Source organism: Reyranella sp., from assembly GCF_965229815.1.
Taxonomy (GTDB): Bacteria; Pseudomonadota; Alphaproteobacteria; order Reyranellales; family Reyranellaceae; genus Reyranella.
The window spans coordinates 2,981,499-3,005,294 of sequence record NZ_CBDDJN010000006.1 but is presented as its reverse complement, the minus strand read 5'-3'; the positions used below and the strand labels follow the sequence as shown (position 1 = coordinate 3,005,294).

Here is a 23,796-nt window from a genome sequence, read left to right as displayed (position 1 = left end):
ATGCGGGGATGAGGATCGCCGCCTTCGCGTTCCTCATGGAGGAGAAGATGCCAACTGCAATCACGGGCGGCCGCTTCCGCCGGCGCAGCGTCGCGCGGCTCGTCCTGGGCGGCGCGGTCGCGAGCCTGCCCCTCCCGGCCTTGGCCCATCACGGCTGGTCGTGGGCCGAGGACCAGCAGAGCGAGCTCAAGGGTACGATCGTCTCGATCTCCATGGCGCCGCCTCATCCCTCGCTGCAGGTCAAGACGACCGAGGGCGTGTCCTGGCAGATCGATCTCGGGAACCCCAACCAGACGGAGCGGTCGGGCTTCTCCGCGGCCTCCGCCAAGGTCGGCGATGCGATCGTGATCCTGGGCAATCGCCACAAGGACAAGGGCAAGAGGCAGATGAAGGCAGTGCGCATCACGATCGCCGGCAAGAACTACGACATGTACCCGGAGCGCATCCGCACCAACTGAGCCGGGCGTCGCCGGTGGCGCAACTCGTCGAGTGGCTGGGATCCTGGCCCGGCGCCGTCCTGCTGCAGCGCTCGGGCATCGCCTATCTGCTGGTCAACGCCCTCCATATCCTCGGCGTCGGCCTGCTGGTCGGCGCCATCCTGCCGCTCGACCTGCGTCTGCTCGGATTCTTCCGCCACGTTCCGCTGGCGGTGATCGGGCCGTTCCTGTCGCGTGCCGCGGCGGCCGGGCTCGTGCTCGCGCTGCTGACCGGCCTCTGGCTGTTCACGGTGAAGCCTGCGGAGTATCTCGGCAACGCCGCCTTCGTCTGCAAGGCGGCGCTGCTCGGCCTGGCGCTCGTCAACATCGTGGTGCAGCACCGCAACCGCCACTTCCGGCGGGCCTTCGCTGACGGCGGCATCCACCCGGGCGTGAGCGTGGCCGCTGCCGGGTCGGCGATCCTCTGGTTATCGGTGCTGATCGCCGGCCGCTGGATCGGGTTCGTTTGACGGGTCCAGGGCGTGAAGAGACCGGCTGGAAGAAGCCTGTCTCCTGCCGCTCCTAGACCCGCCCGTGGCAGTGCTTGAACTTCTTGCCCGAGCCGCAGGGGCAGGGGGCGTTGCGCGAGACCTTGCCCCAGGTGGCGGGATCGTTCGGGTCGACGGCAACGCGCGCCGTCTGCCGCGGCCGGTGCAGCGTGGCGACGCCGCCGCCGTCGGGATCGGCCGGGTCGAAGGCCGGATCGTCGCTCATCGCCGCGGCGAGCTGCGGATCCTCGTGCACCTCGTGCAGGCCGGTCGGTGATTCCGGCATCGGCGGCGGCTCCATGCGCAGCTGCAGCGTCGCCAGCAGGCTCACCACCTGCTCGCGCAGGCCGGTCAGCAGGTCGTTGAACAGGTTGAAGGCCTCGCGCTTGTATTCGTTCAGCGGATCCTTCTGGCCGTAGGCGCGCAGGCCGATGCCCTGCCGCAGATGGTCGAGATGCAGCAGGTGTTCCTTCCAGCTCTGGTCGAACAGCTGCATCAGCACGCTCTTCTCGACCTGGCGCCAGACCTCCGGCCCGTACTGCGCGGCGCGCTGGGCGAACAGGCGCTCGACCTCGTCGTTCAGCCGCGACCGGATCTCTTCCTCGGCGATGCCCTCTTCCTTGGCCCAGGCCTCGATCGGAAGGTCGAGCCCGAACAGGCGCTGCACCTCCTCCTTGAGCTCGCCGATCTTCCACTGCTCGGCGTACTGGCCCTCGGGGATCGTCCGCGCCACCAGCCCGTCGATCACGTCGTTGCGCATGCCCGCGACGGTGTCGGAGACGTCCTCCGTCCCCATCAGCTCGATGCGCTCCTTGTAGATCTCCTTGCGCTGGCTGTTCATGACGTCGTCGAAGCGCAGCAGGTTCTTGCGGATCTCGAAGTTGCGCGCCTCGACCTTGCCCTGCGCCGTCTCCAGCGCCTTGTTGAGCCAGCGATGGGTCAGCGCCTCGTCGTCGGCCATGCCCTTCTTCTGGACCCAGTCGAGCACCTTGTTGTTGCCGAAGATGCGCATCAGGTCGTCTTCCAGCGACAGGAAGAACTTGGACGCACCGGGGTCGCCCTGGCGGCCCGAGCGACCGCGCAGCTGGTTGTCGATGCGCCGGCTCTCGTGGCGTTCGGTGCCGACCACGTAGAGGCCGCCGGCGGCGCGCACGACCTCGCGATCCGCGGCGACCTGCGCCTTGATCTCGGCGGTCACGCGCTCGAGCTCGGCCTTGCGGGCCGCCTCGTCGGGGAACTTCGCCGCGATCTCGGCCTCGGCGTGGCGCAGCAGCATGTCGACGTTGCCGCCGAGCTGGATGTCGGTGCCCCGGCCGGCCATGTTGGTGGCGATGGTGACCGACCCCGGGCGCCCGGCCTGGGCGACGATCTCGGCCTCCTGGTCGTGGAAGCGCGCGTTCAGCACGCTGTGCGGGATGCGCGCCTTCTTGAGCTCCTCCGACAGCGATTCCGACTTCTCGATCGACACGGTGCCGACCAGCATCGGCTGCTGGCGCGTGCGGCAGTCCTCGATCAGCTTGACGATGGCGCGCGTCTTGTCGGCCAGCGTCCGGTAGATCTCGTCGTCGGCGTCCTTGCGGGCGACCGGCACGTTGGTCGGGATCTCCACGACCTCGAGCCTGTAGATCTCGGCGAACTCGGCCGCCTCGGTCATCGCCGTGCCGGTCATGCCGGCCAGCTTGGGATACATGCGGAACAGGTTCTGGAAGGTGATCGAGGCCAGCGTCTGGTTCTCGCGCTGGATCTCGACCTGCTCCTTGGCCTCGAGCGCCTGATGCAGGCCCTCGGAGTAGCGCCGGCCGGCCATCATGCGGCCCGTGAACTCGTCGATGATGACGACCTGGCCGTCCTTGACGATGTAGTCGACGTCGCGCGTGAACAGCTTGTGCGCGCGCAGCGCCTGGGTGACATGGTGCAGCACCGTGACCTGGGTCGGCGCGTAGAGGCTGATGCCCTCCGGCAGCAGCCCGTCGCCGCGCAGGATCTCCTCGACCTGCTCGACGCCGGCGTCGGTCAGCACGACCGTGCGGTTCTTCTCGTCCTTCTCGTAGGAATCGGCCTTCAGGCGCGGGATCACCGTGTCGGCGCGGCGATAGAGCTCCGAGGAATCCTCGGCGGGGCCGGAGATGATGAGCGGCGTGCGCGCCTCGTCGATCAGGATCGAATCGACCTCGTCGACGATGGCGAAGTTGAAGGGCCGCTGCGCCATGGCGTCCAGGCGGAACTTCATGTTGTCGCGCAGGTAGTCGAAGCCCAGCTCGTTGTTGGTCGCGTAGGTGACGTCGCAGGCATAGGCGGCCCGGCGCTGGTCGTCGTCCATCTCGTGCACGATCACGCCGACCGTGAGCCCGAGGAAGCGGTAGACTTGGCCCATCCATTCGGAATCGCGGCGGGCGAGGTAGTCGTTGACGGTGACGACGTGCACGCCCTTGCCCTCGAGGGCGTTGAGGTAGACCGGCAGGGTGGCGACCAGCGTCTTGCCTTCGCCGGTCTTCATCTCCGCGATCTTGCCCTGGTGCAGGACCATGCCGCCCTTGAGCTGCACGTCGAAGTGGCGCTGGCCGAGCGCGCGCTTGGCGCCTTCGCGCACGACGGCGAAGGCTTCGGGCAGGAGGTCGTCGAGGGTCTCGCCCTTGGCGATGCGGTCGCGGAACTCGGTGGTCTTGCCGCGCAGCTCCTCGTCCGAGAGATTGACGAGGTCCGGCTCCAGCGCGTTGATCCTGGCGACCGGCTTGTCGAGGCCTTTGACGATGCGGTCATTGGCTGTGCCGAACAGGCTTCGGGCGAGCGCCGCCAGCATGAAAACCTCGATATTGTAAAGACTTAGGCGGGCGCTGCGGCCCGCCGTCCCGGTCAGAGATAGAGAGCGCTCCCGCCAGTGTCAACGCGAGCGCCCCCCGGCCGGGCTGCGGCATCCCGCGGTGGTCATTCAGGCCGGTCCAAGCCCAACCGCCGACACCCTGCTCACGAAAAAGTGCCGCAATCCCCCGTCATTCAGCGCCTGAGCCGGGGGGCAACGCTTGCGGGCGCCGATTGGGCCTGTGTAAAGGACTTCGCCTTGAAATTCGTCAACAAGACCAGTTTTCCGGAGCCTGTCATGAGCCATCGGTTGCGTTCCCTGCGCTCGGTCCTGCTGTCCTGCGCAGTCGCCGCCGCCGCGCTCCCCGCCCTGGCTTCGCAGGCGGCCGCCCAGCAGCAGAAGCCGCCGGCCAAGCCGCCCGCCGCGGCGCCCCAGCCGCTGAAGGATCCGGTGGTCGCCACCGTGAACGGCCAGCCCATCCGCTTGTCGGACCTCGAGGTGGCCCAGCAGTCGCTGCCGCAACAATACCGCAACATGCCGCTGCAGGCGGTCTTCCCGGCCCTGCTCGACCGGCTGATCGACAGCAAGCTGGTCGTCCAGGAGAGCAAGAAGAACAAGGTCAACGACGATCCGGCGTTCAAGAAGCGCATGGCCTTCGTCGAGGACCAGGTGCTGCAGGACTTCTGGATCCAGCGCGAGATCGCCCGGCAGGTCACGCAGGAGAAGCTCCAGAAGCGCTACGAGGAGCGCCTGAAGGCGATGCCGCCGGAAGAGGAGGTGAGGGCCCGCCACATCCTCGTGGCCACCGAGGACGAGGCGAAGGCCCTGATCGCCGAGCTCAAGAAGGGCGCCGCTTTCGACAAGCTCGCCAAGGAGAAGTCGACCGACAAGGCCTCGGGCGCGGAGGGCGGCGATCTCGGCTGGTTCAAGAAGTCCGACATGGTGAAGGAGTTCGCCGACGCCGCCTTCGCGCTCAAGAAGGACGGTCTCACCGAGACGCCGGTGAAGACGCAGTTCGGCTATCACGTCATCAAGGTCGAGGACCGGCGCCAGGCGCCGCCGCCGGCCTTCGAGGAGCTGGCCGACCAGCTGCGCGAGGAGATGGCGCGGGAGGTCGTCACCGCCCAGATCGACAAGCTGCGGGCCGACGCCAAGCTCGAGAAGTTCAACATCGACGGCACCAAGCCGGAGGCCGCGACGGACAAGCCGGCGGCGCCGGCCAAGCCCGCAGCCCCGCCCGCACCGACCAAGCCGAGCAAGTAGAACTCACTTTTTAGGACGTTTCTGGTGTAGGCTCCGCCTTCGGACCGACCGGGCCCGGTCGTCCGCAAGGGGAGTCTCATGGCCGTCAAGCACGCCCAATCGCCGCTCGCGCCGAAAACGACGCCGACATTGCCTCGCATCGCGGGCGTGAAGCTGGCGGCCGCCGCGTCCGGCGTGCGCTACAAGGATCGTGACGACGTCATGCTGGCCGTCGTGCCGGCCGGCGCCACGATCGCGGGCGTCCTCACGCGCTCCAAGACCTCGTCGGCCCCGGTCGACTGGTGCCGCAAGAACCTGTCGCGCGGCAAGGTGCGCGCCGTCGTGGTCAACGCCGGCAACGCCAACGCCTTCACCGGCAAGCTCGGCGACAAGGCGGTCGAGGAGAGCACGCGGGCCGTCGCCCAGGCGCTGGGCTGTCCGCGCAACGAGGTCTTCATGGCCTCGACCGGCGTGATCGGCCAGCCGCTCGAATGGGAGAAGATCGCCGCCGTGGTGCCGGCCCTGCTCAAGGGCGCGCGCGAGGACGGCTGGTCGGCCGCCGCCGGCGCGATCATGACGACGGACACCTTCCCCAAGCTCGCGACGCGGCAGGCCCGCATCGGCGAGCGCACCGTCACCATCAACGGCTTCCTCAAGGGCTCCGGCATGATCGCCCCCGACATGGCGACCATGCTGGGCTTCGTGTTCACCGACGCCAAGGTGCCGGCGCCGGTGCTGCAGAAGCTCCTGTCCGACGCCGCCGACAAGTCCCTGAACTGCGTCACCGTCGACGGCGACACCTCGACCAGCGACACGCTGCTGATGGTCGCCACCGGGGCGGCGCGGCATTCGCCCGTCGAGGAGGCCGACGATCCCGTGCTGGTCGACTTCAAGCGCGCCCTGGACGAGGTGCTGATCGACCTGGCGCAGCTCCTGGCGCGCGACGGCGAGGGCGCCACCAAGTTCGTGACGATCAATGTCGGGGGCGCCTCGTCGAACGGCGCCGCGCGCAAGATCGGCCTCGCCGTCGCCAACTCGCCGCTGGTCAAGACGGCGATCGCCGGCGAGGACGCCAACTGGGGCCGCATCGTCATGGCCGTCGGCAAGTCGGGCGAGCGCGCCGACCGCGACAAGCTCCGGATCTCGATCGGCGGCGTCAGGATCACCGACGGCGGCCAGGTCGTGCCGGGCTACGACGAGACGCCGGTCGCCAAGCACATCAAGGGCACCGACATCGTGATCGACATCGATCTCGGCATCGGCCGCGGCCGGGCCACGGTCTGGACCTGCGACCTGACCCACGGCTACATCGACATCAACGGCAGCTACCGTTCCTGAGCTCCCGCTCTTGAGCCCATCCTTCGACGCGGAGTGTCCGGGCGGCCCGCCGCCGCTCGGCGACCGGCCGCTGCTGCTGGTCGCCGCGGTGGCGCTGGTCGACGTCGACGGCCGGGTGCTGATCGCCCAGCGGCCCGAGGGCAAGTCGATGGCCGGCCTCTGGGAGTTCCCCGGCGGCAAGGTCGATCCCGGCGAGACGCCCGAGCAGGCGCTGGTGCGCGAACTGCGCGAGGAGCTCGGCATCGAGACGGCGACGAGCTGCCTCGCCCCCATCGCCTTCGCCAGCCACGGCTACGAGAAGTTCCACCTGCTGATGCCGGTCTTCGCCTGCCGCAAGTGGCACGGCTTGGCGCAACCGCGGGAGGGCCAGGCGCTGAAATGGGTGCGGCCGGCCGAGCTCGGGCGCTATCCGATGCCGCCGGCCGACCTGCCCCTGGTCGGCCTGCTGCGCGACCTACTGTGAGCCGGCGACGGCCGGCAGCGAGGAACCCTCGCGCCAGGCCAGGAGGCGGCGGAAGATGACGGCCTGGACCGACACGGTGACGCCGGTCGCGGCATAGGAGACGAGGATCGCCGCCGTCCAGCTCACGACCGCCGCCGCCTCGCGGGCGCCGAACAGTCCGCGCATCGCGCCGTGCACGAACAGCGCGGTCATGCCGGTGGCGAAGGCGCCGGCGAAGTAGGTGAGGAAGAGCGCGCCGACGATGGTCCAGGCGTTGCCGCGGCTGTAGGCCCAGGACTGGCGCGGCGCGAACGGCACGTCGACGGCGGTGGCCGCCAGACCCCAGCTCACGCGCAGCGCCAGCAGCATCGACACGATGAAGCCGCCGGCCAGCGGCCCGGCCAGCGAGTAGCGGCGGGCCATCTCGGGATCGGCACCCGCCCCGGCGCGGAGCGCCTGGGGATCGAGCGGCCACACCGTATAGATGAAGGCCGCGACGAGCAGGAAGGTCATGCCGGCGACCTTGATCAGGTGCAGCAGGTAGGCGGTCTCGCGCGGCGACCAGCCGAGGCCCGGCAGGCGCTCCAGCCGGTGCGGGCCGAGCAGGATGACGCGCTGCCAGGCCACCATGAACATGACCGTCGGAAAGACGTCCGCGGCCTTTTCCGCCAGCACCGACAGCGGCGAATCGTCGGTCAGCAGCTCGCCGACCGCCCGGATCGCGATCGACAGGATCCAGGGAATGGTCACGAGGTGGAAGAACAGGCGGACGTTGGCGAAGAACCCGCCCACGCCTTCCGAGATCAGCTCGGCAAACGACAGTTTCACGGCTGGCACGATGTCAGCTCCGCTCCGCTTTCTCGCCGGCGCTCATCTCGACGCCGCCCAGCGCCTCGGCGAGGCGCCGCCCGGCGGCTCCCGGCCGCAGCGGCTTGGGTTGCGACTCGTGGGGCGCCCAGCCGTGCAGGTACAGTACCTCGAAGCTCGCCGATACGCGGCCCGACGGCGCGGCGAAGCGCTCCTCGTAGATCGCCGCGGCGCGCGCCAGCGTCGCCCGCCGCGTGAAGCCGCGCCGGCGCTCGACGACGAGGTTGCTCTCGCCCATGGCGCGCAGGTCGCGCATCAGCGCCAGGGCGCCGTCATACTCCACCTCGATCGTCTCGCTGTCGGCCACGGGCAGTGCGAAGCCGGCGCGTTGCAGGAGGCCCGCGGCGTCGGCGAGGCCCGCGAACGGCGAGACGCGCGGGCTCAGCCCGCCATCGACCTCGCTCTCGGCGGCGGCCAGCGCCTGGCGGAGCTGCCACAGGGTGGCGCCGCCCAGCATCGCGCCCATCAGCAGCCCGTCGGGCCGCAGGATGCGGCGGATCTGGATCAGCGTTCCCGGCAGGTCGTTGACCCAGTGCAGCGCCATCGCGCTCAGCACGAGGTCGAAGCTCGCCGGTGCGAAGGGCAGCCATTCCTCGTCCGCGACCACGGCCGAGCCCGCCGCCTGCCGCGCGAAGCCGAGGCCGAGATCGGCCCTCACCAGCCGCTCCACGGCGGGCCGGCCCGCGAGCGCGGCGGCGATCTCGTCGCCATGCGTGCCGAGGTCGAGGGCGAGGGGAAAGCTGCGGCGCACGTCGTCGAGACGCTCGACGAGGCGCGCGGCGATCTCCTTCTTGAGGAAGGCGTGCGGCTGCCAGGCGGCGGCCGCGCGTTCGCGGCGCCGGCGCAGCACGGCGCGGTCGAAGACCAGCAGAGGGTCGGGGCCCGTCACAGGCCGTATGTAAGGCCAAAGCGTCCGGATCGGTAGGGGAGCCGCCATCCTGTGGGCGCAATTGCCCGGCCCAATCCCGGCCATGCTGCGGTCCGGCTTCGTCCATCTCTGCGCCCGTACCGGGCGCACGATCGTGGATGCCGTGCTGCCGCCGCTCTGCCTCGCCTGCGGCGAGATCGTCGAGACGACGGGCGGCCTGTGCGGCGCGTGCTGGCCGGGCTTCTCCTTCATCGCCGCGCCCCAGTGCGCGCAGTGCGGCCTGCCCTTCGGCGACTCCGCCAGCGCCGGCGCGCTCTGCGCCGCCTGCAGCCTGCGGCCGCCGCGCTACCGGCGGGCCCGGGCGGCGCTCGCCTACAACGAGCGCAGCCGCCGCCTGGTCCTGCCGCTGAAGCACGGCGATCGCACAGACATGGCCCGCGCGGCCGGCGCCTGGATGGCGCGGGCCGGCGCGCCGCTGCTCGCCGAGGCCGACATCGTGGCGCCGGTGCCGCTTCATTGGCGGCGCCTGCTGATGCGCCGCTACAACCAGGCGCAGCTCCTGGCGCGCGCCACCCTGGCGGCGGCGCCGGCCGCGGTCCGGGCCCGGCTGGTGCCCGACCTGCTGCATCGCCGCCGCTGGACGGGATCGCAGGGCGGCCTCGACGGTGCCGAACGACGGGCCAATGTCGCCCGGGCCTTCGCGGTCGATCCGCGATGGTCGGGGACGCTGTCGGGCAAGTCGGTTCTGCTGGTCGACGACGTGCTGACCACCGGCGCCACGGTCGAAGCCTGCGCCCGCACCCTGCAGCGCGCCGGCGCCCGGAGCGTTGACGTGCTGACGCTGGCGCGGGTCGTCCGCGCGGCGGTATAGTGAGCGAAAGAGGTTCCGTGATGGCCAGGATCGAGATCTACACCACGCCGTTCTGCGGTTACTGCGCGCGGGCCAAGGGCCTGCTCGACAGCAAGGGCGTCGCCTACGAGGAAATGGACGTCATGATGGACGACAAGAAGCGCACCGAGATGCGCGAGCGCGCCAGGCGCCACACGGTGCCGCAGATCTTCATCAACGGCGAGCATGTCGGCGGCTCCGACGAGCTTGCCGCCCTGGAGCAGGCCGGCAAGCTCGACGCAATGCTGGCCCAGCCGGGCTGAGGAGAAGACGATGTCCTCCACGTTCAAGGCTGGCCTGATCCAGACCAACGTCAGCAACGACATGGCCGAGAACGTGGCCTTCGTGCGCGAGCAGGTGCGGCTGGCCCGCGACGCCGGCGCCGACTTCGTCATGACGCCGGAGAATACCGGCCTGATCGGCGCCAACCGGACCGAGACCCTGCAGAAGGCCGAGACCGAGGACGCGCACGGCATGCTGGCGGCGGCGCGCGCCGCCGCGCGCGAGACCGGCGCCTGGTTCCTGCTGGGCTCCATCCATGTGCGCGTTCCCGGCGAGGAGCAGATCCGCAATCGCTCCTACCTGATCGAGCCGTCGGGCGGCATCGTCGCGAGCTACGACAAGATCCACATGTTCGACGTCCAGCTGGCGGGCGGCGAGAGCTACCGCGAATCCTCGACCTTCCGGCCGGGCGAGCGCGCGGTGCTGGCCGAGACGCCGTGGGGCGTGCTCGGCATGACGATCTGCTACGACCTGCGCTTTCCCTATCTCTACCGCGCGCTGGCCCATGCCGGCGCCACGATGCTGGCGATCCCGTCCTCGTTCACCGTCCCGACCGGGAAGGCGCACTGGCACACGCTGCTGCGCGCCCGCGCCATCGAGACCGGCTGCTTCGTCTTCGCGCCGGCCCAGGTCGGCACCCACAAGGGCTCCAACCGCAAGACCTACGGCCATTCGATCGCGGTCGCGCCGTGGGGCGAGGTGCTGGCCGATGCCGGCGGCGAGACGGCCGGCTTCGTGGTCGCCGACATCGACCTCGCCAAGGCGGCCGAGGCGCGCCGCATGGTGCCGTCGCTGGAACACGACCGCACCTATGCCGAGCCGGCGCTGCACAAGCCGGCGGTGGCCAGGGCCGCCGAATAGCCGCTCCGGCCCGCGCGCGCTTTTCCTTCTAGAGGCGGCGCGCGGCGATGCGCTGGACCATCGCCATCCGGGGCTCGCTGATCAGGCGCGCTTCGTAGGCGACGACGGAAAAGCGCCCGCGCACGAGCTCGAGCAGCTCGCCATCCTTCAGCAGGAACTCCGGCCGGCTCGGCTTCCCGAACCGTTCGTTGCCGGCCATGAAGGTCTCGTAGAGCAGGATGCCGCCGCGATCGACGGCCTCCAGCAGGGCGGGGAACAGCGGCCGGTGCAGGTAGTTGGTGACGATCACGGCGCCGAACCGGCGGCCGGGCTGGGGCCAAGGCAGGGGCCAGGGTGATCCGTCCTCGAGATCGGCCTGTATCCTTTCCATGTCCGCCCGCTCCGGCAGCGCGCTCGTGTCGCGGTCGATCGCCGTCACCGGATGGAAGCGGTCGGCGAAGAAGAGGGCATGCCGTCCGCCGCCCGCCGCCACGTCGAGAACGGTCGCCCCGGCGGGAACCAGCCCGGCCCACTGGACGATCCATGGAGACGGCGTCCCCCTTGCGTCGGCCACGATCAAACCCCATCATCTCTGGCACTCCCTCTCGGGGAGTGCCAAGTTGTCGGAAAAGTCAGTGATTTCATGATCCTATATCGACTGCGCTGCGCCAAAGGCCACGAATTCGAGAGCTGGTTCAAGGACAGCAAGACCTACGAGCGGCAGGAGAAGAAGTCGCTGATCGGCTGCGCCGTCTGCGGCAGCGCCAAGGTCGCGCGCGCGCCCATGGCGCCGCGCCTCGGCAAGGGGAGCGGCAAGGGGGCGACGCAGGTCGAGGCGGAGCAGCCGGCTGCGGCGGCCCCGGCGGCGCCCTCGGCCGAGCAGCAGCAGATGGCGGCCCTCGCCAGGCACATGCCCAAGGAACTGCGCGAGGCGCTGCTCAAGGTGCGGGCGGAGGTCGAGAAGAACTGCGAGCATGTCGGCGACAAGTTCGCCGAGGAAGCGCGCAAGATTCACTACGGCGAGAGCGACAAGCGCGGCATCTACGGCGAGACCAGCGAGGCGGAGGCCGAGGCCCTGGCCGACGAGGGCATCGAATTCGGCCGCCTGCCCTGGATCCCGCGCGGGAACTGAATGTCGTTGTCGTCCTGAGCGCAGCGAAGGCCTGCCCTGAGCATCGTCGAAGGGACCTCATCGCCGCCTGCAACCGGCATGAGATCCTTCGCTGCGCTCAGGATGACGGTTTGGTCCCATACAGCATGTAGTTCACGTCGAGGTCGCGCTTGTTCAGCGACCAGGCGCGGCTGAGCGGGCTGTAGACGACGCCCACGATCTCCTCGGTCTCGATGCCGCCGGCGGACAGGCGGCGCACCACTTCCGAGGGCTTCAGGAACTTCCGCCAGTCGTGCGTGCCGCGCGGCAGCCAGCCCAGCACGTACTCCGCGCCGGCGATCGCCAGCGCCCAGGCCTTGGCGGTGCGGTTCAGCGTCGACAGGAATAGCAGCCCGCCTGGCTTCACCAGCCGCCCGCAGGACGAGAGGAAGAGGTCGACGTCGGCCACGTGCTCGACGATCTCGAGCGCCAGCACGACGTCGAACTGCGCGCCGGTCGCCGCCAGCGCCTCGGCTGTGGTCGGGCGATAATCGATGGCGAGCGCCTGGCCCTCGGCGTGCAGCGCCGCCACCGCGACGTTGCGCTCGGCGGCGTCGATGCCGGTGACCTCGGCGCCCAACCGCGCCATCGGCTCGCTGATCAGGCCGCCGCCGCAGCCGATGTCGAGCAGCGACAGGCCCGACAGCGGCCCCGGCGAGAGGGCGCCGGCCGAGAGGGGATCGCGCTGCCAGTGGCGGGCCACCCGGTCGCGTACGTAGCCGATCCGGACGGGGTTCAGCCGGTGCAGCGGCGCGAACTTGCCGGCCGGGTCCCACCATTCGGCGGCGATCCGTGAGAATCGCTCGATCTCGCCGGGATCGACGGTGGTCTGCCCGGCATCCTGCGCAAGATCGCTCATCCTGCCCCTGGCCCCTGATCGCTGCCCTTGACCCGATTGGTGCTGACGGTGTCTATACCCCGCTTTCGAGCAGGTCCATGGCGCGCATCGTTCTCAAATTCGGCGGCACGTCCGTCGGCGACACAGATCGCATCAAGAATGTCGCCAGCAAGGTGAAGGCCGAGGTCGAGCGCGGCAACGAGGTGGCGGTCGTCGTCTCGGCCATGTCCGGCGCGACCAACCAGCTCGTGAAATGGGTCAACGAGATCGCGCCGCTCTACGATTCGCGCGAGTACGACGTCGTGGTGGCGACCGGCGAGCAGGTCACGATCGGCCTGCTGGCCATGGCGCTGCAGCAGATCGGCGTCCGCTCGCGCTCGTGGGTGTCGTGGCAGATCCCGATCCGGACCGACGCGGCGCACGAGAAGGCGCGCATCGTCGACATCGACACGACGGCCATGGGCAGGGCGATGGCGGCGGGCGAGGTGCCGATCGTGCCGGGCTTCCAGGGACTGTCGCCGGACGGGCGCATCACGACCCTGGGGCGCGGCGGCTCGGACACGTCGGCGGTGGCGCTGGCCGCCGCGCTGAAGGCCGATCGCTGCGACATCTACACCGACGTCGACGGCGTCTACACGACCGATCCCAGGATCGTCGAGAAGGCGCGCAAGATCGACCAGGTGACGTACGAGGAGATGCTGGAGATGGCGTCGCAGGGCTCGAAGGTCCTGCAGACGCGCTCGGTCGAGCTGGCGATGAACCATCACGTGCGCGTGCAGGTCCTGTCGTCGTTCGACGCCGCCCTGGGCAGCGACCTGCCGGGCACGATGGTTGTGGACGAGGAAGAGATCATGGCCCAGGGACTCGAGAAATCCGTCGTGAGCGGCATCGCCTTCTCCAAGGACGAGGCCAAGATCACGGTGACGCGCGTCGCCGACCGGCCGGGCGTCGCGGCGGCGATCTTCGGACCGCTGGCCGACACCAACGTCAACGTCGACATGATCGTGCAGAACGTGTCGCTCGACGGCAGTTCGACCGACATCACCTTCACCGTGCCGCGCGTCGACCTGGCGCGGGCGGTGGAACGGCTGGAGCGCGCCAAGACCGACCTGAAGTTCCAGGAGATCAAGTCGGACACCAACGTCGCCAAGATCTCGGTGATCGGCGTCGGCATGCGCAGCCATGCCGGCGTCGCCCTCAAGATGTTCGAGACCCTGGCGGCCAAGGGCATAAACATCCAGGTGATCTCGACCTCCGAGATCAAGATCAGCGTGCTGGTGGCCGCCGAGTACACCGAGCTCGCGGTGCGCGCCCTGCACACCGCCTACGACCTCGACGCCGCCTGACGTCACGGCTGCCTGACGGCACGGCTGCGGCGTGACGGCTGTGCCGTCACCGACGGGCCGGCTGCCGGGAACAACTCTAGGCAGTTCGGCGCTGCTCTTGCTATAAGCCCGGCATGCGCGCGCAGCACGCCCTTCTGGCCTGCCGGGACGCCTGCCGGGACGTGACCCCGCTGGCCTGGCGCCGTCGCGCGCGCACGACCCGCCGCCGCTTCGTCGTCATCCGACACGAGCATCCAGCGGTCTGACCATGGAGAGGACAACTCCTTTGGCCGGACCGCGAATGCTCCTAAAGCGGCTCCGGGACACGATGGCGCATGCCGACTCAATCGCCGATCCGCTGGGCGAGGTGGTGCGCCTGGTCGCCAACGAGATGGTGGCCGAGGTCTGCTCGATCTACCTGCTGCGCGCCGGCGAGGTGCTGGAGCTTTTCGCTACCCAGGGACTGAACCCCTCGGCCGTGCACCGCACCCGGCTTCGGGTCGGCGAGGGCCTGGTCGGCGACATCGCCGCGCACAAGCGCCCCCTGACGCTCGCCGATGCGCAGGCCCATGCGCAGTTCGCCTACCGCCCGGAGACCGGCGAGGAGATCTATCACTCGCTGGCCGGCGTGCCGATCGTGCGGGCCGGCCGGGTGCTCGGCGTCCTGGTCGTCCAGAACCGCACCCGCCGCCAGTACGACGACGAAGAGGTCGAGACGCTCCAGACCATCGCCATGGTCCTGGCCGAGCTGATCGCGGCGGGCCACTTCGTCAGCCCCAACGAGGTCCAGCAGGTCGACGGGCTCGGCCTGCTCCCGTTGCGCGTCGACGGCGTGCAGCTCACCCCCGGGGTCGCCATCGGCCGCGCCGTTCTGCACGAACCGCGAATCATCATCCAGAAGGTCGTGGCCGAGGATGTCGGCCAGGAGGCGAAGCGCTTCGAGGAGGCCGCGCACGGCGTGCGCGCCGACGTCGACCGCATGCTCGAGGCGCACGACATGCAGTCGGGCGAGCAGCGGGAGATTCTCGAGACGTTCCGGATGTTCATCGACGACCGCGGCTGGCTGGAGCGCGTGCGCGAGGCGGTGGCTTCCGGCCTGACGGCCGAGGCCGCGGTCCAGCGCGCCTTCGACGACGTGCGGGCGCGGCTGGGCCAGTCGACCGACCCCTATATCCGCGAGCGGCTGAGCGACCTCCAGGACCTGACCAACCGCGTGCTGATGCGCCTGTCGGGCCGAGGCGCCGCCGACCCCGCGGCCATGCCCGACGACATGATCATCGTCGCCCGCGACATGGGCCCGGCCGAGCTGCTGGACTACGACCGGACCCGGCTGCGCGGGCTGGTCCTCGAGGAGGGCTCGGCCCTCAGCCATGTCGCGATCGTCGCCCGGGCGCTGGACATTCCGGTCGTGGGGCGCGCGCCCGACGTCCTGTCCCGGGTCGAGCCGGGGGACCCGATCGTGGTCGACGGCGACAATGCCCAGGTGCTGGTCCGGCCGACCGAGGACGTGCTGCAGAGTATCCACGATGCCCTCGACGTGCGCGCCGCCCGCCGCCGGAAGTATGCGGCGCTGCGCGATCTTCCGCCGGTCACGCGCAACCAGGCGCGCGTGTCGCTGAACATGAACGCCGGCCTGCTGATCGACATGCAGCACCTCGAGGATACCGGCGCCGACGGTGTCGGCCTCTACCGGACCGAGATTCCGTTCATGGTGCGTTCGGAATTTCCCGACGTCGACGCCCAGACCTGGCTGTACAGCCGGGTGCTCGACGTCGCCGACGGCCGGCCCGTCGTCTTCCGCACGCTCGATGTCGGCGGCGACAAGGTGCTGCCCTATGTCGGCGCGTTCGGCGACGAGAATCCCGCGATGGGCTGGCGCGCGATCCGCATCGGCCTCGATCGGCCGGCGATGCTGCGTCGTCAGTTGCGTGCCTTGCTGCAGGGGGCGAACGGTCGTCCGCTGTCGGTGATGTTCCCGATGATCGCCGAGGTCGGCGAACTCGTGAGCGCGCGTCGTCTGCTCGACCTCGAGGTGGAGCGCGCGCGCCGGCGCGGACTGGCGTTGCCCGAACGTTTGCGTGTCGGCGTGATGTTCGAGGTGCCGGCGCTGGCCTGGCAGCTCGACAGCCTGCTGCCCCATATCGACTTCGTCTCGGTCGGCACGAACGACCTTCTGCAGTTCCTCTACGCTTCCGATCGCGGCAACGCGCGCCTGGCCGGACGCTACGACAGCTTGTCGCCCGCGCTGCTGAGACTGCTACATTTTGTGGTCGAGAAGGCCCGCCCCGCCGGGGTCGACCTGTCCGTCTGCGGCGAGATGGCCGGCCGGCCGGTCGAGGCGCTGGCGCTCCTGGCGATCGGCGTGCGCTCCTTGTCGATGGCGCCGGGCGCCATCGGTCCGGTCAAGGCGATGGTCCGTTCGCTCGATCTCGACGAGGCGACGGCCTTCATGACGGCGACGCTCGCGCAACCGGATCGTCCGCTGCGAGAGACGCTTCGCCTCTTCGCCGCCGACCACGCGATCGAAATCTGACTCGAAAAACTCGAATCGGTTTTGCCCTGTCAGAGGGCCTCTGCTAAAACTCGCCGTGAGGGGAACTGCAGGGGAAATTATGCCGGATCATATTGATTGGCGGGCAATGGAACGCGAGGCTTCCCCGGGCCGCGCGGTTGGCCGACTGCTGCACGATCAGCGCGAAGCACGCGGCCTCGATCTGTCGCAAGTCGAGAAGAGCCTTCGCATCCGTCGCGCGCATCTCGAAGCGATCGAGGAAGGTCGCTTCGACAAGCTGCCCGGCGCGGCCTACGTGCCCGCGTTCCTGCGCGCGTATGCCGCGCATGTCGGGCTCGAGCCCGACAAGGTCCTGACCGCCTACCACCTGTCCGGCGCGGTGCCGATCAAGCGCCCGGTCGCGCTGCCGGCCGACTTCCCGGTCGTGGATCGCCGCGCGCCGATCGGCCTCGCCGTCCTGACGGTGCTGCTGGTCTTCGCCGCCGGCTACGCGGCGTGGCACTACCTGCCGCGCGAGGAGGCCGTGGTCGCCGAGAAGGTCCCGCCGGTTCCCGATCGCCTGCTGGCTTCGCCGCCGGCCGCGACCACGACCGCCGAGGCGCCGGCGCCCGCCGCCGCCCCGGCAACCGGCACGGGCACGACGGCGCCGGCCTCTTTCCCGCCCCCGCCGCCGCAGGAGGCGCGCGGCCCCGCCAGCGCCCCGGCCGAGGTCTGGCCGGCGCCGCGCCGCGATGCTGCCGCCTCGCCGCCGCCGGCCGCGCCGCAGGCTGCGCCGCTCGCGCCGCCCGTGGTCATCGCCGTGCCCCCGCCGCCGCCGCCGGTCAACGTGCCGGCCATCGGCCAGGCGCAGGCCGCCCAGCCGCCGGCTCCCGAGAAGCCTCCGGTGAGCGCCGCTCCGGCGCCGACCCCGGCCGCCCCGCCGGTCGAGGAGGCGACGGCGCGGTCGCCCGCCGCCGAGGCCGCCGCTGCCGCCAGCCAGCCGGTCCGGGTCGACACGCCGGTCAGCGTGCGCGCGAACAGCTGGATCGAGCTGCGGGCGCCCAACGGCGACGTCCTGGCCCAGACCTATGTCCGGGCCGGGGAAAGCTACGTCGTCCCCGCCGGCATCGCCTACCGCATCGTCACGGCGCGCTGAGCGCGCACCCCTCGCGTCGAACCGGCGGAGCCGATCGGCCCGCCGGCCCGCGCTGACCGTTCTGTGACAGTTTGCCTACGACAGTCCGTCTGCGACCGTCCGGCTGAGATCGTCGGGGCGCAAGCGTCGGCTGGATAAGGCGCGCGCCCGGGACTACATTGCCGGCATGAGCATCAGGCCCTATCGCGACATCGCGCGCCGCAAGTCGCGCAAGATCATGGTCGGTTCGGTGGCCGTGGGCGGCGATGCGCCGATCACGGTCCAGACCATGACCAACACGCTGACCGCCGATGCCGCCGCGACCATCGCCCAGATTCGCCGCGCCGAGGAGGCGGGCGTCGACATCGTGCGCGTCTCCTGTCCCGACGAGGAGTCCACGGCGGCCCTGCCGGCCATCGTCAAGGCCTCGAAGGTGCCGATCGTTGCCGACATCCATTTCCACTACCGGCGCGCCATCGAGGCGGCGGATGCCGGCGCGGCCTGCCTGCGGATCAACCCGGGCAATATCGGCAGCGCCGACCGCGTGCGCGAGGTGGTGAAGGCCGCCAAGGACCATGGCTGCTCCATGCGCATCGGCGTCAATGCCGGTTCGCTGGAGAAGGACCTGTTGGAAAAGTACGGCGAGCCCTGTCCTGAGGCGATGGTCGAAAGCGCGCTCGACCATGCCCGCATCCTGCAGGACCACGACTTCCACGAGTTCAAGATCAGCGTGAAGGCGTCCGACGTCTTCCTGGCGGTCGCCGCCTACCAGCAGCTGGCCGACGCCTGCGACTACCCGCTGCACATCGGCGTCACCGAGGCCGGCGCGCTGCGCACCGGCACGGTCAAGTCGTCGATCGGCCTGGGCGCGCTCCTGTGGGCCGGCATCGGCGACACGGTCCGAGTCTCGCTCTCGGCCGAGCCGGAGGAGGAGGTCCGCGTCGGCTTCGAGCTCCTGAAGGCGCTGAACCTGCGCCACCGCGGCGTCAACATCGTCTCCTGCCCGTCCTGCGCGCGCCAGCAGTACGATGTGATCCGCACGGTCGAGGCGCTGGAGAAGCGCGTGGCGCACATCACCACGCCGATGACGGTGTCGGTGATCGGCTGCGTGGTCAACGGGCCCGGCGAGGCGCGCGAGACCGACATCGGCTTCACCGGCGGCGGCAGCGGCACCCATCAGGTCTACATCGCCGGCGTGCCCCATCACCGGCTGAAGGATGCCGATATCGTCGAGCATCTCGCGGGGCTGATCGAGAAGAAGGCGGCCGAGATCGAGGCCGGCAAGGCGGCCGAGGCCGAGCGACACCGGGTCGCCGCCGAGTAGCGCTTCCCGCCTTCCTTCTTCGACGATCCTTCCGAGGCTTTCCCGTGAGCAAGATGCAACCCGTGCGTGGCACGCACGATCTCCTACCGGACGAGTTCCGCCGGTTCGCGCATGTCGTCGACAGTGCGCGCGACGTCGCCCGCCTCTACGGTTACCGCGAGATGGCGACGCCGGTGTTCGAGTTCACCGAGCTGTTCGCCCGCGGCATCGGCGAGACGACCGACGTCGTCTCCAAGGAGATGTACACGTTCCAGGATCGCGGCGGCGAATCGCTGACGCTGCGGCCGGAATACACGGCCGGCATCTGCCGCGCCTTCGTGTCCAACGGCGAGCTCGGACAGCAGCTGCCGCTCAAGCTGTTCGCGGCCGGGCCGATGTTCCGCTACGAGCGGCCGCAGAAGGGCCGCCAGCGCCAGTTCCACCAGATCGACCTCGAGGTGCTGGGGGCGCCCGAGCCCGGCGCCGACATCGAGGTCATCACGGTGGCGGCCGACATCCTCGACCGGCTGGGGATCCTCGAACGCTGCGTGCTGAAGCTGAACTCGCTCGGCGACCCGGAGAGCCGCGCCGCCTACCGCAAGGTGCTGGTCGACTACTATTCGGGACACCTGGCCGGCCTCTCCGAGGATTCGCGCAGCCGCCTCGAGCGCAACCCGCTGCGCATCCTCGACAGCAAGGACGAGGGCGACAGGGCGATCAATGCCGGCGCGCCGTCCTTCGCCGACCACCTGAACCCGGCAAGCCGTGATTTCTTTGCCGCCGTGAAGGACGGGCTGGCCGCGGCCGGCGTCGCTTTCGAGGTCGATCCCGCGCTGGTGCGCGGCCTCGACTACTACACCCACACCGCCTTCGAGTTCGTGACCACGCACATCGGCGCCCAGGGCACCGTGCTGGGCGGCGGCCGCTACGACGGGCTGATCGCCGAGCTGGGCGGGCCGCCGACCGCCGGCATCGGCTGGGCGGGCGGCATCGAGCGGCTGATGATGCTGTGCAACGAGCCGGCGCCGCTGCCCCGGCCGGTCGTGATCGCGCCGCTCGGGCCGGCGGCCGAGGCGAAGGCGCTCGGCATCGCCCGCACGCTGCGCGGTCTCGGCATCGCCGTGGAGCAGGACTATCGCGGCAACATGAAGCGGCGCATGCAGCGGGCCAACAAGCTGAACGCACGGGCCGCCATCATCATCGGCGACGACGAGCTCGCCCGCGGCATGGCGCAGCTCAAGGACCTCGACAGCGGCGAGCAGCGCGAGGTGGCGTTCGAGGGTCTTGCCGCCGCCCTGAAGGCGTGAGGCCGGCGTGTCGCTGCTGCAGAAACTCGACCAGATCACAGCCCGCCATGCCGAGCTGCAGGCGGCGCTGTCGGGCGGCGCGCTCGATTCCCAGAAGTTCGTCGCCGCCTCCAAGGAATATGCCGATCTCGGCCCGCTGGTCGACGCCATCAGCCAGTGGCGCAAGGCCGAGGACGAGCTGCGCGAGGCCGAGACCATGATGGCCGACCCCGACATGAAGGCGATGGCCGAGGAGGAGGTGGCGTCGCTGAAGAAGCGCCTGCCCGAGCTCGAGCGCGCCGTGAAGCGCATGCTCCTGCCCCGGGACGCAGCCGACGAGAAGAACGCCATCGTCGAGATCCGCGCCGGCACCGGCGGCGAGGAGGCGGCCCTGTTCGCCGCCGATCTCTTCCGCATGTACCAGCGCTATGCCGCCGAGCACGGCTGGCGCTTCGAGGTGATGGAACTGTCGGAGACCGGCATCGGCGGCTTCAAGGAGGCCTTCGCGACGGTCTCGGGCCGCGGCGTCTTCGCCCGCCTCAAGTTCGAATCCGGCGTGCATCGCGTGCAGCGCGTGCCGGCGACCGAGGGCTCGGGCCGCATCCATACCTCGGCGGCCACCGTCGCCGTCCTGCCGGAGGCCGAGGAGTTCGACGTCCGGATCGACGAAAAGGACCTGCGCATCGACGTCTTCCGCGCCTCCGGGCCGGGCGGCCAGTCGGTCAACACCACCGATTCGGCGGTCCGCATCACCCACCTGCCGACCGGCATCGTCGTCAGCCAGCAGGACGAGAAGAGCCAGCACAAGAACAAGGCCAAGGCGATGAAGATCCTGCGCGCCCGGCTCTACGACGCCGAGCGGCAGCGGCGCGAGGACGCCCGGGCCGCCGACCGCAAGGGGCAGGTCGGCAGCGGCGACCGCAGCGAGCGCATCCGCACCTACAACTTCCCGCAGAGCCGCGTCACCGACCACCGCATCAACCTGACGCTCTACACGCTCGACCAGGTCATGGAGGGGCGCGGCCTCGACGAGATCATCGACGCGCTGATCGCCGACGACGAGGCCGGCCGGCTGGCGGAGCTCGCCGCCTGAGCGCCACCTACGACGGGCTGCTGCGCGACGCCGCCACGGCGCTCGCCGCCGCCGGTCTCGACAATGTCCGCTTCGAGGCCCGACTCCTGCTCGGCCGCGCCGCCGGCCTGTCGACCGAGCAGCTGGTCGCGCGGGGGCGGGACGAGGCGCCGCCGGCCGCTGTCGAGGCCTTCCGCGCCCTGCTGGCCCGCCGGGTCCGGCGCGAGCCGATGGCCCATATCCTGGGTGAGCGCGAGTTCTGGGGCCTGCCGTTCCGGGTCACGCCGGACGTGCTGGTGCCGCGGCCGGACAGCGAGACGGTGATCGAGGCGGCGCTCGCCCTGCTGGCCGACCGCGGCCGTCGCTGGCGCGTCCTCGACCTTGGCCTGGGATCGGGCTGCCTGCTCCTGACCCTGCTGCGCGAGTTTCCCGCGGCCGCCGGCGTTGGGCTCGAAGCGTCGCCGCCGGCGCTGGCCGTGGCCCGGGACAATGCCGCGTCCCTCGGGGTGGCGGCGCGGGCCCGCCTGCTCGCCGGCGACTGGCGCCAGCCCGGCTGGACCGAGGCGCTGGGCGGCCCGTTCGACCTTCTGGTCTCCAACCCGCCGTATATCGAGGCGGCGGCGATCGAGGGGCTGATGCCGGAGGTCGCCCGCTACGAGCCCCGCCAGGCGCTGGACGGCGGGCCCGACGGGCTCGACGCCTATCGCGCCATCGCGGCGGGGGCGGACCGCCTGGTTGTTCCGGGCGGTCGCATCCTGGTCGAGGCGGGCATGGGCCAAGTCCCTGCGATCACGGAGATTTTCCGGGCCGCCGGGTTCTCGGCCGAGGACCCCTGGGAAGATCTGGCCGGGGTGCAACGGGTGGCCTCCTTCAAGCATTAGGGGTTGGCAAGCGGGTCGAATGAGACTACGTTCCGCTTAGCCCCTTGGGGGGGCTTCGTCCGGGCCGATCGGTGGCCCCGGGCAACCATCCCTCTGATATTTGGCCGCGACGGCGCCCGGGAAGGGCAGAGGGCAGAAACAAACAACTCCGTCCGGCATGCAACTGGCCTTGGGTTAATGAGACCAAACAATCGTCAGCGGTCGCGTGGCGGTCGCAGTGGTGGTGGCGGCGGCGGTGGCGGCGGCCACCATCACAAGCAGCATCACAATCCGAACCGCCCGCCCAATCGCAACCAGATCTTCGACAGCAGCGGTCCCGACGTCCGGGTCCGCGGCAACGCCCACCAGGTGTTCGACAAGTACCAGGCGCTCGGCCGCGAGGCGGCCGCGTCAGGCGATCGGATCCTGGCCGAGGCCTATTGGCAGTATGCCGACCATTATTTCCGCGTGATCCAGTCGATCGGCGGCCTCAACCCGCAGCGCAACAACCAGGGCTGGGGCGAAGGCGGCGAGGAGAATGCCGGCGCGCCGCAGCAGCAGGGTGGCGGCCAGGGCGGGCAGCACCCGCAGGCGAACGGCAACGGCCATGCCCCGGGCGAGCGCGGCCAGGGTCGCGACGACCAGGGTCACGACGAGCGGGGCGACAGCGAGCCGGGCCTCGGCGGCGTCGCCTTCCTGCAGGCCGGTCGCAACCCGGCGCCGGGCAACGACCCGGCCGCCGACGACCAGCCGGACGTCCCCGAGTTCACGCCCGCCGCCAGCCGCCGCGGCTGACCGGCCCCTTCCGACGAACTTGCACAACGCCCGACGGCCCCGCCGCCGGGCGTTTCCATGTAGACCCCACGACCCCTCCGCCCTCGCAGACGAGGGCACCTCCCCAGCTTCGCTGGGGAGGAGGAACCCGAAGGCAGAGCAGCGTCCGTCATCCTCCTCCTCCCACGCCTTGCGTGGGGAGGTGCCCGCGCGAGCGGGCGGAGGGGTCATGGGCCACGAGCTCGACCGCGTTGCCCAGAACCTCCGCTCCCGGAGTTCACGGCAGGTGGAGCAGGGTCGGGGCGACGAAGCCCAGCACGGTGAAGCCGAGGCCGAAGACGCCGAGGCCGAGCGCCATCACCGTGAGCCAGCCCACCGACGTCAGCGCCGCCGCGCCGGCCAGCACGATGGCGAGCTGGAAGGCCGCCGAGCCGTACTCGAACATGTGGTAGGCGGCCAGCGACGTGTCGCGGTGCGCCTCGTTGACCTTGGCCCGCGCCATCAGCTCGCGCCGGCCCTCGCCGGTCTCGGGCTCGGTCTCGTAGCGCTGCGCGGCCTGGCGCCAGCGCTCGGTCTGCGCCTTCAGGGCCGCCGGCATGGCCTGCGGCCCGTCCTTGTAGGTCGCCTCGGCTTCCTCGGCCGCCGTGCGCAGCGTCGTCTGGCGGATGGTCTTGGCCTGGAAGAAGTTCCACAGGTTGGAGGCCGTGATGTGGCTGGCCAGCGCATTGGTCTGCGAGCTCTTGCCGCCCATCTCGGAGATGGCCAGCAGCGCCGCCAGGATGGCCACCAGCAGGGCGATCCTCTTGTTGGACGTGTCGACGTGGCCGTGGCCGCCGGACATGGAATCCTCTCCGTTTTCTTGATCCAGATCGTGTCGGCGGCGCTCATACTCCGACATCGTTACGGATGAAAGCCATACGCGCGATCCGGTCTTGCAAGCCCCCGAAGCCGCACCATATCGGCACCAGGATGCCTCATCAGGGGGTCCGCTCTTTCGCCCGCCGATAACGGGGGCGCGAATGAAAGGGTA

23 protein-coding genes are annotated in these 23,796 nt (G+C 70.3%); 17 read left to right on the top strand and 6 right to left on the bottom strand.

The window, feature by feature from the left end:
- Positions 1-47: 47 nt before the first annotated feature.
- Entirely contained in the window at positions 48-458 is a 411-nt protein-coding gene (locus tag ACO073_RS25760) for a DUF6152 family protein (protein WP_422001535.1), read from the top strand.
- A 14-nt stretch (positions 459-472) separates the two neighbouring features.
- A complete protein-coding gene (locus ACO073_RS25755) occupies positions 473-946 on the top strand; it encodes a DUF6644 family protein (protein WP_422001534.1) in 474 nt (157 codons plus the stop codon).
- A gap of 52 nt (positions 947-998) precedes the next feature.
- On the opposite strand, the gene secA is transcribed toward ACO073_RS25755, so the two are convergent.
- Complete coding sequence (gene secA / locus ACO073_RS25750; RefSeq protein WP_422001532.1) at positions 999-3,764, bottom strand: preprotein translocase subunit SecA; 2,766 nt, start codon at positions 3,762-3,764, stop codon at positions 999-1,001.
- Between the two features lie 297 nt (positions 3,765-4,061).
- On the opposite strand from secA, the gene ACO073_RS25745 reads away from it, so the two are divergent.
- From ACO073_RS25745 to mutT, 3 genes are all read left to right on the top strand, one after another.
- Positions 4,062-5,027, top strand: a complete 966-nt coding sequence (locus ACO073_RS25745) for a peptidylprolyl isomerase (protein ID WP_422001530.1) — start codon at positions 4,062-4,064, stop codon at positions 5,025-5,027.
- A gap of 78 nt (positions 5,028-5,105) precedes the next feature.
- Positions 5,106-6,344 (top strand): bifunctional glutamate N-acetyltransferase/amino-acid acetyltransferase ArgJ, encoded by a 1,239-nt coding sequence (gene argJ, locus ACO073_RS25740; protein ID WP_422001528.1) that lies wholly within the window; start codon positions 5,106-5,108, stop codon positions 6,342-6,344.
- A 10-nt stretch (positions 6,345-6,354) separates the two neighbouring features.
- Entirely contained in the window at positions 6,355-6,807 is a 453-nt protein-coding gene (mutT, locus tag ACO073_RS25735) for an 8-oxo-dGTP diphosphatase MutT (protein ID WP_422001526.1), read from the top strand.
- Here mutT and ACO073_RS25730 read toward each other — a convergent pair.
- Complete coding sequence (locus ACO073_RS25730) at positions 6,799-7,623, bottom strand: hypothetical protein (RefSeq protein WP_422001524.1); 825 nt, start codon at positions 7,621-7,623, stop codon at positions 6,799-6,801. The genes mutT and ACO073_RS25730 overlap by 9 nt on opposite strands.
- Before the next feature lie 4 nt (positions 7,624-7,627).
- A complete protein-coding gene (locus ACO073_RS25725; RefSeq protein ID WP_422001522.1) occupies positions 7,628-8,542 on the bottom strand; it encodes a methyltransferase domain-containing protein in 915 nt (304 codons plus the stop codon).
- Positions 8,543-8,624: 82 nt separating this feature from the next.
- On the opposite strand from ACO073_RS25725, the gene ACO073_RS25720 reads away from it, so the two are divergent.
- Genes ACO073_RS25720 through ACO073_RS25710 form a run of 3 tightly spaced genes read left to right on the top strand, consistent with a single transcriptional unit; the run spans position 8,625 to position 10,553 of the window.
- Positions 8,625-9,392 carry a ComF family protein gene (locus tag ACO073_RS25720; protein WP_422001521.1) on the top strand — a complete coding sequence of 256 codons (768 nt, stop codon included), beginning with the start codon at positions 8,625-8,627 and terminating at the stop codon, positions 9,390-9,392.
- A gap of 20 nt (positions 9,393-9,412) precedes the next feature.
- Positions 9,413-9,673 (top strand): glutaredoxin 3, encoded by a 261-nt coding sequence (gene grxC, locus ACO073_RS25715; RefSeq protein ID WP_422001519.1) that lies wholly within the window; start codon positions 9,413-9,415, stop codon positions 9,671-9,673.
- Between the two features lie 10 nt (positions 9,674-9,683).
- Positions 9,684-10,553, top strand: coding sequence for a carbon-nitrogen hydrolase family protein (locus ACO073_RS25710; protein WP_422001517.1), 870 nt, complete (start codon positions 9,684-9,686; stop codon positions 10,551-10,553).
- Positions 10,554-10,581: 28 nt separating this feature from the next.
- Here the strand turns inward: ACO073_RS25710 and ACO073_RS25705 are convergent, their stop codons facing one another.
- Positions 10,582-11,106, bottom strand: a complete 525-nt coding sequence (locus ACO073_RS25705) for a class I SAM-dependent methyltransferase (protein WP_422001516.1) — start codon at positions 11,104-11,106, stop codon at positions 10,582-10,584.
- 69 nt (positions 11,107-11,175) lie between these two features.
- On the opposite strand from ACO073_RS25705, the gene ACO073_RS25700 reads away from it, so the two are divergent.
- On the top strand, positions 11,176-11,664 hold the full coding sequence (locus tag ACO073_RS25700; RefSeq protein ID WP_422001514.1) for a DUF1178 family protein: 489 nt from the start codon (positions 11,176-11,178) through the stop codon (positions 11,662-11,664).
- 97 nt (positions 11,665-11,761) lie between these two features.
- On the opposite strand, the gene ubiG is transcribed toward ACO073_RS25700, so the two are convergent.
- Positions 11,762-12,541 (bottom strand): bifunctional 2-polyprenyl-6-hydroxyphenol methylase/3-demethylubiquinol 3-O-methyltransferase UbiG, encoded by a 780-nt coding sequence (ubiG, locus tag ACO073_RS25695; protein WP_422001512.1) that lies wholly within the window; start codon positions 12,539-12,541, stop codon positions 11,762-11,764.
- Positions 12,542-12,618: 77 nt separating this feature from the next.
- Here ubiG and ACO073_RS25690 point away from each other — a divergent pair, with 77 nt between their 5' ends.
- The 8 genes from ACO073_RS25690 to ACO073_RS25655 all read left to right on the top strand — a co-directional run bounded on the left by ACO073_RS25690 (position 12,619) and on the right by ACO073_RS25655 (position 22,787).
- The gene (locus ACO073_RS25690) at positions 12,619-13,866 is read left to right on the top strand and encodes an aspartate kinase (RefSeq protein ID WP_422001510.1); all 1,248 of its coding nucleotides are present in this window, start codon (positions 12,619-12,621) and stop codon (positions 13,864-13,866) included.
- 307 nt (positions 13,867-14,173) lie between these two features.
- Positions 14,174-16,378 carry a phosphoenolpyruvate--protein phosphotransferase gene (gene ptsP / locus ACO073_RS25685; protein ID WP_422001508.1) on the top strand — a complete coding sequence of 735 codons (2,205 nt, stop codon included), beginning with the start codon at positions 14,174-14,176 and terminating at the stop codon, positions 16,376-16,378.
- Positions 16,379-16,484: 106 nt separating this feature from the next.
- Positions 16,485-17,492: a helix-turn-helix domain-containing protein gene (locus ACO073_RS25680; protein ID WP_422001506.1), complete on the top strand. Its 1,008-nt coding sequence runs from the start codon at positions 16,485-16,487 to the stop codon at positions 17,490-17,492.
- 166 nt (positions 17,493-17,658) lie between these two features.
- A complete protein-coding gene (gene ispG / locus ACO073_RS25675) occupies positions 17,659-18,795 on the top strand; it encodes a flavodoxin-dependent (E)-4-hydroxy-3-methylbut-2-enyl-diphosphate synthase (protein WP_422001504.1) in 1,137 nt (378 codons plus the stop codon).
- Between the two features lie 53 nt (positions 18,796-18,848).
- A complete protein-coding gene (gene hisS / locus ACO073_RS25670; RefSeq protein ID WP_422001503.1) occupies positions 18,849-20,081 on the top strand; it encodes a histidine--tRNA ligase in 1,233 nt (410 codons plus the stop codon).
- Between the two features lie 7 nt (positions 20,082-20,088).
- The gene (gene prfA / locus ACO073_RS25665) at positions 20,089-21,153 is read left to right on the top strand and encodes a peptide chain release factor 1 (protein WP_422001501.1); all 1,065 of its coding nucleotides are present in this window, start codon (positions 20,089-20,091) and stop codon (positions 21,151-21,153) included.
- Positions 21,150-22,013 (top strand): peptide chain release factor N(5)-glutamine methyltransferase, encoded by an 864-nt coding sequence (gene prmC / locus ACO073_RS25660; protein ID WP_422002219.1) that lies wholly within the window; start codon positions 21,150-21,152, stop codon positions 22,011-22,013. Before prfA ends, prmC begins: the two co-directional genes overlap by 4 nt.
- A 177-nt stretch (positions 22,014-22,190) precedes the next feature.
- Complete coding sequence (locus tag ACO073_RS25655) at positions 22,191-22,787, top strand: DUF4167 domain-containing protein (protein WP_422001500.1); 597 nt, start codon at positions 22,191-22,193, stop codon at positions 22,785-22,787.
- A 256-nt stretch (positions 22,788-23,043) separates the two neighbouring features.
- On the opposite strand, the gene ACO073_RS25650 is transcribed toward ACO073_RS25655, so the two are convergent.
- Complete coding sequence (locus ACO073_RS25650; protein ID WP_422001498.1) at positions 23,044-23,607, bottom strand: DUF4337 domain-containing protein; 564 nt, start codon at positions 23,605-23,607, stop codon at positions 23,044-23,046.
- Positions 23,608-23,796: the final 189 nt, after the last annotated feature.